The sequence below is a fragment of the Actinomycetota bacterium genome (genome assembly GCA_036280995.1).
Lineage (GTDB): Bacteria > Actinomycetota > CALGFH01 > CALGFH01 > CALGFH01 > CALGFH01.
On record DASUPQ010000880.1, the window covers coordinates 1 to 5,788 of the forward strand.

Below are 5,788 nucleotides of genomic sequence, written 5' to 3' on the forward strand. Positions count from 1 at the left end.
CCCTGGCCGTCGTCGTCCTGGCCGGCTGCGTCCCCGGGGCCCGGGTGGAGGCGCCGTCGGACGCGCCCTTGGTCCCGTCGCCGGCCGCCCCGCCAAGCCTCGCCTCCCGGTGCGGGCCCAAGCCGTTCGGGGCCGAGCAGCCGGAGGACGCCTGGAAGCGGTTCGAGGTCACCGCCGCGCAGCTGGAGGTGATCAACCGCCGCCTGTTGCGGGTCCTGTGCGGCCAGGGGCTGTGGCGCAAGGGGGTCGGGTTCGGGGCGGGCTACGACCCGGACCGGGAGACCGAGTTCGTGATGATCCACCCGGGGTTCTCGGGGCTCACGGCCCGCCAGATCCTCGACCGCTTCCTCGGCCGCTAGCCTTGGCTCAGATGAGCCGGTGCGGGATCTCCTTGTCCAGCTGGCCGCGGTAGCCGCGCGGGTCGTCGTGGATGGGCGACTGGTAGGCCTCGCCGATGGTGGCCGCGCCCCACAGCAGCAGCAGGGCGGCGGCGATCAGCCGGACCACCCCCAGGGTCTCCCCCGGCCAGACCAGCAGGGCCAGGACCAGGGCCATCGTCCCCAGGCCGCGGAGCAGGTACAGCCACCAGTGGGGGTTGGTCTTGCGGTCGACGATGGCCCCGACCAGGTCGACCGAGGCGAAGCAGAGCCCGCCCACGACCAGGATGTAGAGCAGCGCGGTCACGGTCACGCCCGGCCAGGCGAGCACGACGACGCCGGCGCCGAGGATGCACAGGCCGGACAGGATCAGCCAGGTGCGGTCGCGGCGGCGGCCGGTGAACGCGTGGACCAGCCGCATCACGCCCCAGCCGACCAGGAACAGGCCCAGTGTCCACTTGACCAGCCGCAGCCCGGCCCCTGGGTTGACGAGCAGGGCGACCCCGCCGATCAGGGCCAGGAACCCGGCCAGCCACAGCGCCCACGCCTGCCCGACCGCCTTGCCGAGCGGAAGCCGGCCCCCGGCCGCCGGCGTTCGTCCTGCCATCTGCCTCACCCCTCGTGCGCTGGCACATCTGGGCGAAGCGTCGCGCAGGCCGGCGGTCCCGTCATCACCCGCCCAGGATGAATTCAGGCGACCGGGTCGCGCTCCAGGGGGCAGCTCATGCAGCGGGGGCCGCCGCGGCCCCGGCCGAGCTCGAACCCGGGGATGGTCAGGACCTCGACCCCGTCGTCGCGCAGGCGCTGGTTGGTGTCGACGTTGCGCTCGTAGGCGACCACCACCCCGGGGGCGACGGCGAGCACGTTGTTGCCGTCGTCCCACTGCTCGCGGGCGGCCAGCATCTCGTTGCCGCCGGTCTCGAAGGTGCGGATGCGGGGCACGTCCAGCACCCGGGCCAGGGTCGCGAACAGCTCGTCCTCGGCCCGGACCTCCAGGTGGCGGCCGGGGCCGGGGGTGACCACGAACGGCCGCATCTGGGTCCGCAGGCCCGGGTAGACGACGAAGGCGTCGTGGTCGACCTGGGTCAGGACGGTGTCCAGGTGCATGTAGGCCCGGACCTTGGGCAGCTCCACCGCGACCAGGGTGTCGAGCACGCCGGCGCCGAACAGCCGCCGGGCCAGTGCCTCCACCCCCTGGTGGGTGGTCCGCTCGCCCATGCCGACGAGCAGGGCCCGATGGCCGATGACCAGGATGTCGCCGCCCTCGACGACCGCCGGGTAGTGGTCGATGCCGTCGCCGCCGTACCAGATGGGGAACTCGGCGCCGGCGAACATGGGGTGGCGCCGGTACACGGTCTCCAGGTGCATGGTCTCGCGCCGCCGCGACGGGAAGGCCATCGGGTTGACCGACACCCCGCCGTACATCCAGGCCGAGGTGTCGCGCATGAACATCTGGTTGGGCAGCGGCGGCAGCACGAACGCGGTCGGGTGGAAGCTGGCCCCGACCAGCCCCTCGGGCCGGAACGGCAGGTCCTCGGGGATGACCCCGCCGATCAGGTAGGTGACCAGGTCGGTGGCGTCGAGCGAGTCGAACCAGGCCCGCAGCTCGGGGGCCAGGCCGGCGCCGAAGCCGTCGACGGTCACGACCCGGTCCAGCAGCTCCTTGCGGCCGCCCTCGTCGGCCAGGGCGGTGGCCAGCAGGTCGGCCAGGAGGAAGACCTCGACCCCGTGGGCATGGAGGGTGTCGGCGAACGCCTGGTGCTCGAGCCGGGCCCGCTCGACCCACATGATCTCGTCGAACAGCATGTCGGCGATGTTGGCCGGGGTGAGGCGGGTCAGCTCCAGGTCCGGGCAGTGGAGCAGGACCTTGCGGAGCCGGCCGATCTCGGAGTCGACCAGGAAGGCGGACATGGCCCGATCTTGACACCGCCGCCGCCTCGGCGCACAACCACATCCACCGCCAAGGGAGGGAGTGCGCATGGCCCGCTACCTCATCGTCGCCCACCAGACGGCCGGAAGCCCGGAGCTCCTGGAACGGGTCAAGGCGCTGGCCGCCGCCGACCCGGCGGCCGAGTTCACCCTGCTCGTCCCGGCCACCCCGACCGGCCACCTGCTCCACAACTGGGAGGAGGGCGAGGCCAGGCAGCTGGCCCGCAAGCGGGCCGCCGAGGCGATGGCCACCCTGGGGGCGGCCGGGATCCCGGTGGCCGCGGCCCGGGTCGGCAGCCACTCGCCCCTGGAGGCGGTCGGCGACGAGCTCCAGGCCCATCCCGGCTACCAGCGGATCGTGCTGTCGACCTTCCCGCCGGGGGTGTCGCGCTGGCTCAAGGGAAACCTGCCGGCGATCCTCGAGCGCCGGTTTCGGGTGCCCGTCGACCACGTAACCTCCCAAGCGAGGTTGCCAAGCTCCAGCTGACAGGAGAGCCGGCCGCCACCCCCCCGGCCTCGTCCTCAGCGTCCGTCCCTGGACGGCCGGGATCAGCCCGGTTCGAGGGCGCGGCAGTGGACGGTGCCGTTGATCGGCGGCTCGGCGGCGGTGCCGATGGCGGGCTCGTTGTGGGTGGCGCCGGGCTGGATCGGCTCCTTGAGGCTGACCGCGCCGACCCCGACCCGCTCGCCGCTGATGTTGAACAGGACGGCCTCGCACTTGTCGGGGCGGCCGGCGCGGGTGCCGGTGTTGGTGACCCGGAACATGAGGCGGACCTGGTTCTGGCTGCCGTCGACGGGGCCGAGCACGGACACGGTGGCCTTGAAGGCCTTGCCCTGGTTGGAGACGAGCTCGATCACGATCGCCGCCGCGGTGAAGGCGAGGATGGCCACGACCATCACGATCAGGCCGGTCGGGCCGAGGATCTCGCGCTTGCGGCGTCCCGGAGGGGGCGGCTGCGGCTGGCTGGTGGCGGGCTGGCTGGACACGGTGCCACCAGGCTAGCAGGCCGGCTACGGGCGGAGGGTCAGCCGTCTCCATACCGGGCGGCTCGCACGCACGGCCCGAACCACCCCTGTCGGTCGAGCAGAATGTTCTTCGCGAACCATGTACAGATCCGGCGCCGGAACGCCAAATCGGGTGCCTGCTCGGCTACCATGGGCGGCCGACGACGACGTCCCGCCCATCCCCCGGGTGCGACGCCGCCCCGGACCGACCCGAGGTGCCAGCCCATGCCCGCCCCACGCACCCTGCTCGACAAGGTCTGGGACCGCCACGTGGTGGCGGAGCCTCCCGGCCTGCCGGCCGTGCTGTACGTCGACCTCCACCTGGTCCACGAGGTGACTTCGCCCCAGGCGTTCGCCGGGCTGGCCGCCCGCGGCCTCAAGGTCCGCCGGCCCGACCTGACCCTGGCCACCGCCGACCACTCGGTGCCGACCTCGGACCGGTCCCTGCCGATCGTCGACGAGCTGGCCCGGGCCCAGGTGGAGCGGCTGGAGCGCAACTGCGCCGCCCACGGCATCCCCCTGCACGGCATGCACAGCCCCCACCAGGGCATCGTCCACGTCATCGGGCCCGAGCTGGGCGCAACCCAGCCGGGCATGACGATCGTCTGCGGCGACTCCCACACCTCCACCCACGGCGCCTTCGGGGCGCTGGCCTTCGGCATCGGCACCAGCGAGGTCGAGCACGTGCTGGCCACCCAGACCCTGCTCCAGCGGCGGCCCAAGTCGTTCGAGGTGCGGGTCGAGGGTCGGCTGGCCCCCGGGCTGACGGCCAAGGACGTGATCCTGGCCCTGCTGGCCAAGATCGGCGTCGGCGGCGGCACCGGGCACGTGTTCGAGTACGGCGGCCCGGCCGTCCGCGCGCTCTCGATGGAGCAGCGGATGACCATCTGCAACATGTCGATCGAGGGCGGGGCCCGGGCGGGCATGGTCGCCCCCGACGACACCACCTTCGAGTACGTGGCCGGCCGGCCGTACGCCCCCCGGGGCGAGGCCTGGGACCGGGCCCTGGCCGACTGGCGCACCCTGCCCGGCGACGACGGCGCCGTCTTCGACCGCACCGTCACCCTGGACGCAGGCCAGCTGGAGCCGATGGTCACCTACGGCACCAACCCGGGCATGGGCCTGCCCATCACCGGCCGGGTGCCCGACCCCACCCACGCCGGCGACCCGGCCGCCCGCCAGGCCCTGTCCAAGGCGCTCGCCTACATGGACCTGCGCCCGGGCGAGCCCCTGCTGGGCCGGCCGGTGGACGTGGTCTTCATCGGCTCCTGCACCAACTCGCGCATCTCCGACCTGCGCCAGGCGGCCGGGCTGCTGCGCGGCCGCAAGGTCGACCCGGGGGTGCGGGTGCTGGTCGTGCCCGGCTCCCAGGACGTCAAGCGCCAGGCCGAGGCCGAGGGCCTGGCCGAGGTGTTCCGGGCCGCCGGGGCCGAGTGGCGCGAGGCCGGCTGCTCGATGTGCCTGGCCATGAACGGCGACCAGCTCGCCCCCGGCCAGTACGCGGTGTCGACCTCCAACCGTAACTTCGAGGGCCGCCAGGGCGCCGGTGGGCGCACCTTCCTGGCCAGCCCCCTGACCGCGGCCGCCTCGGCCCTGGCCGGCCGCATCGCCGACGCCCGCCCGCTGGTCGAGACGGTGGAGGTGTAGCGATGCCGGAGCCGCTGCGGCCGTTCACCAGCACGCTGGTCCCGCTGCTGGTCGACAACGTCGACACCGACCAGATCATCCCGGCCCGGTTCCTCAAGGGGACCAGCAAGGACGGGCTGGGCGAGGGGCTGTTCGCCGACTGGCGCTACGACGGCGACGGCCGGCCCAGGGAGGAGTTCGTGCTCAACCGGCCCGAGATGGCCGGCCGGGCCGTCCTGCTGGCCGGGGCCAACTTCGGGTCGGGGTCGTCGCGCGAGCACGCCGCCTGGGCCCTCCAGGCCTTCGGCATCAAGGCCGTGCTGGCGCCGCTGTTCGCCGACATCTTCCGCAACAACGCCCTCAAGAACGGGCTGCTCCCGGTCGAGCTGCCGGCCGAGGCCCACGCCGAGCTGGCCGCCGCCGTCGAGGCCGACCCGGACGCCGAGGTCACCGTCGATCTGGAGGCCGAGACGGTCACCCTGCCCGGGGGGCGGGCGGTCGCCTTCGCGGTCGACCCGTTCGCCCGCCAGATGCTGCTCGACGGCACCGACGAGCTCGGCTACCTGCTGTCGCACGCGTCCGCGGTCGCCGCCTACGAGGACGCCCACCCGGCCCGGGTCGACACCACCGCCCCCGCCTGGGGTGGCTGAGGCGCCGGGTCCCGACCCACCGGAGGACCGCCCCGGCCCGTCCCCGGCCGCGCTGGAGCTGCTCCCGGCCGGCCCGGTGGCCCTGCGCCTGGCCGCCCCGGCCAGCAAGAGCGTCACCAACCGGGCGCTGCTCTGCGCCGCCCTGGCCGACGGCACCAGCCGGCTCCGCGACGCCGCCGGAAGCGACGACGCCCAGGCCAT

At 73.9% G+C, this 5,788-nt stretch carries 8 protein-coding genes; 5 read left to right on the forward strand and 3 right to left on the reverse strand.

What is annotated here, in order from left to right; all coding sequences use genetic code 11:
• A partial coding sequence (locus VF468_29580) for a hypothetical protein (GenBank protein HEX5882438.1) occupies positions 1-359 on the forward strand: 359 nt, incomplete at its 5' end.
• Between the two features lie 7 nt (positions 360-366).
• Here the strand turns inward: VF468_29580 and VF468_29585 are convergent.
• Positions 367-984 carry a DUF308 domain-containing protein gene (locus VF468_29585; GenBank protein ID HEX5882439.1) on the reverse strand — a complete coding sequence of 206 codons (618 nt, stop codon included), beginning with the start codon at positions 982-984 and terminating at the stop codon, positions 367-369.
• A gap of 83 nt (positions 985-1,067) precedes the next feature.
• Positions 1,068-2,288, reverse strand: coding sequence for an arginine deiminase (locus VF468_29590; GenBank protein ID HEX5882440.1), 1,221 nt, complete (start codon positions 2,286-2,288; stop codon positions 1,068-1,070).
• 67 nt (positions 2,289-2,355) lie between these two features.
• On the opposite strand from VF468_29590, the gene VF468_29595 reads away from it, so the two are divergent.
• A complete protein-coding gene (locus VF468_29595) occupies positions 2,356-2,793 on the forward strand; it encodes a hypothetical protein (protein ID HEX5882441.1) in 438 nt (145 codons plus the stop codon).
• A 62-nt stretch (positions 2,794-2,855) separates the two neighbouring features.
• On the opposite strand, the gene VF468_29600 is transcribed toward VF468_29595, so the two are convergent.
• Positions 2,856-3,293 carry a hypothetical protein gene (locus tag VF468_29600; GenBank protein ID HEX5882442.1) on the reverse strand — a complete coding sequence of 146 codons (438 nt, stop codon included), beginning with the start codon at positions 3,291-3,293 and terminating at the stop codon, positions 2,856-2,858.
• A 243-nt stretch (positions 3,294-3,536) separates the two neighbouring features.
• Here VF468_29600 and leuC point away from each other — a divergent pair, with 243 nt between their 5' ends.
• The 3 genes from leuC to VF468_29615 all read left to right on the forward strand — a co-directional run.
• Entirely contained in the window at positions 3,537-4,958 is a 1,422-nt protein-coding gene (gene leuC / locus VF468_29605) for a 3-isopropylmalate dehydratase large subunit (GenBank protein ID HEX5882443.1), read from the forward strand.
• 2 nt (positions 4,959-4,960) lie between these two features.
• Complete coding sequence (leuD, locus tag VF468_29610; protein HEX5882444.1) at positions 4,961-5,587, forward strand: 3-isopropylmalate dehydratase small subunit; 627 nt, start codon at positions 4,961-4,963, stop codon at positions 5,585-5,587.
• Positions 5,580-5,788, forward strand: a 209-nt coding sequence (locus tag VF468_29615; GenBank protein ID HEX5882445.1) for a hypothetical protein, incomplete at its 3' end; no start/stop codon positions are given. The genes leuD and VF468_29615, both read left to right, overlap by 8 nt.

Coding starts and splice junctions, on each gene's coding strand:
- leuC (HEX5882443.1), top strand. CDS start 3,537: ATGCCCGCCCCACGCACCCTGCTCGACAAGGTCTGGGACCGCCACGTG.
- VF468_29590 (HEX5882440.1), bottom strand. CDS start 2,288: ATGTCCGCCTTCCTGGTCGACTCCGAGATCGGCCGGCTCCGCAAGGTC.
- leuD (HEX5882444.1), top strand. CDS start 4,961: ATGCCGGAGCCGCTGCGGCCGTTCACCAGCACGCTGGTCCCGCTGCTG.
- VF468_29585 (HEX5882439.1), bottom strand. CDS start 984: ATGGCAGGACGAACGCCGGCGGCCGGGGGCCGGCTTCCGCTCGGCAAG.
- VF468_29595 (HEX5882441.1), top strand. CDS start 2,356: ATGGCCCGCTACCTCATCGTCGCCCACCAGACGGCCGGAAGCCCGGAG.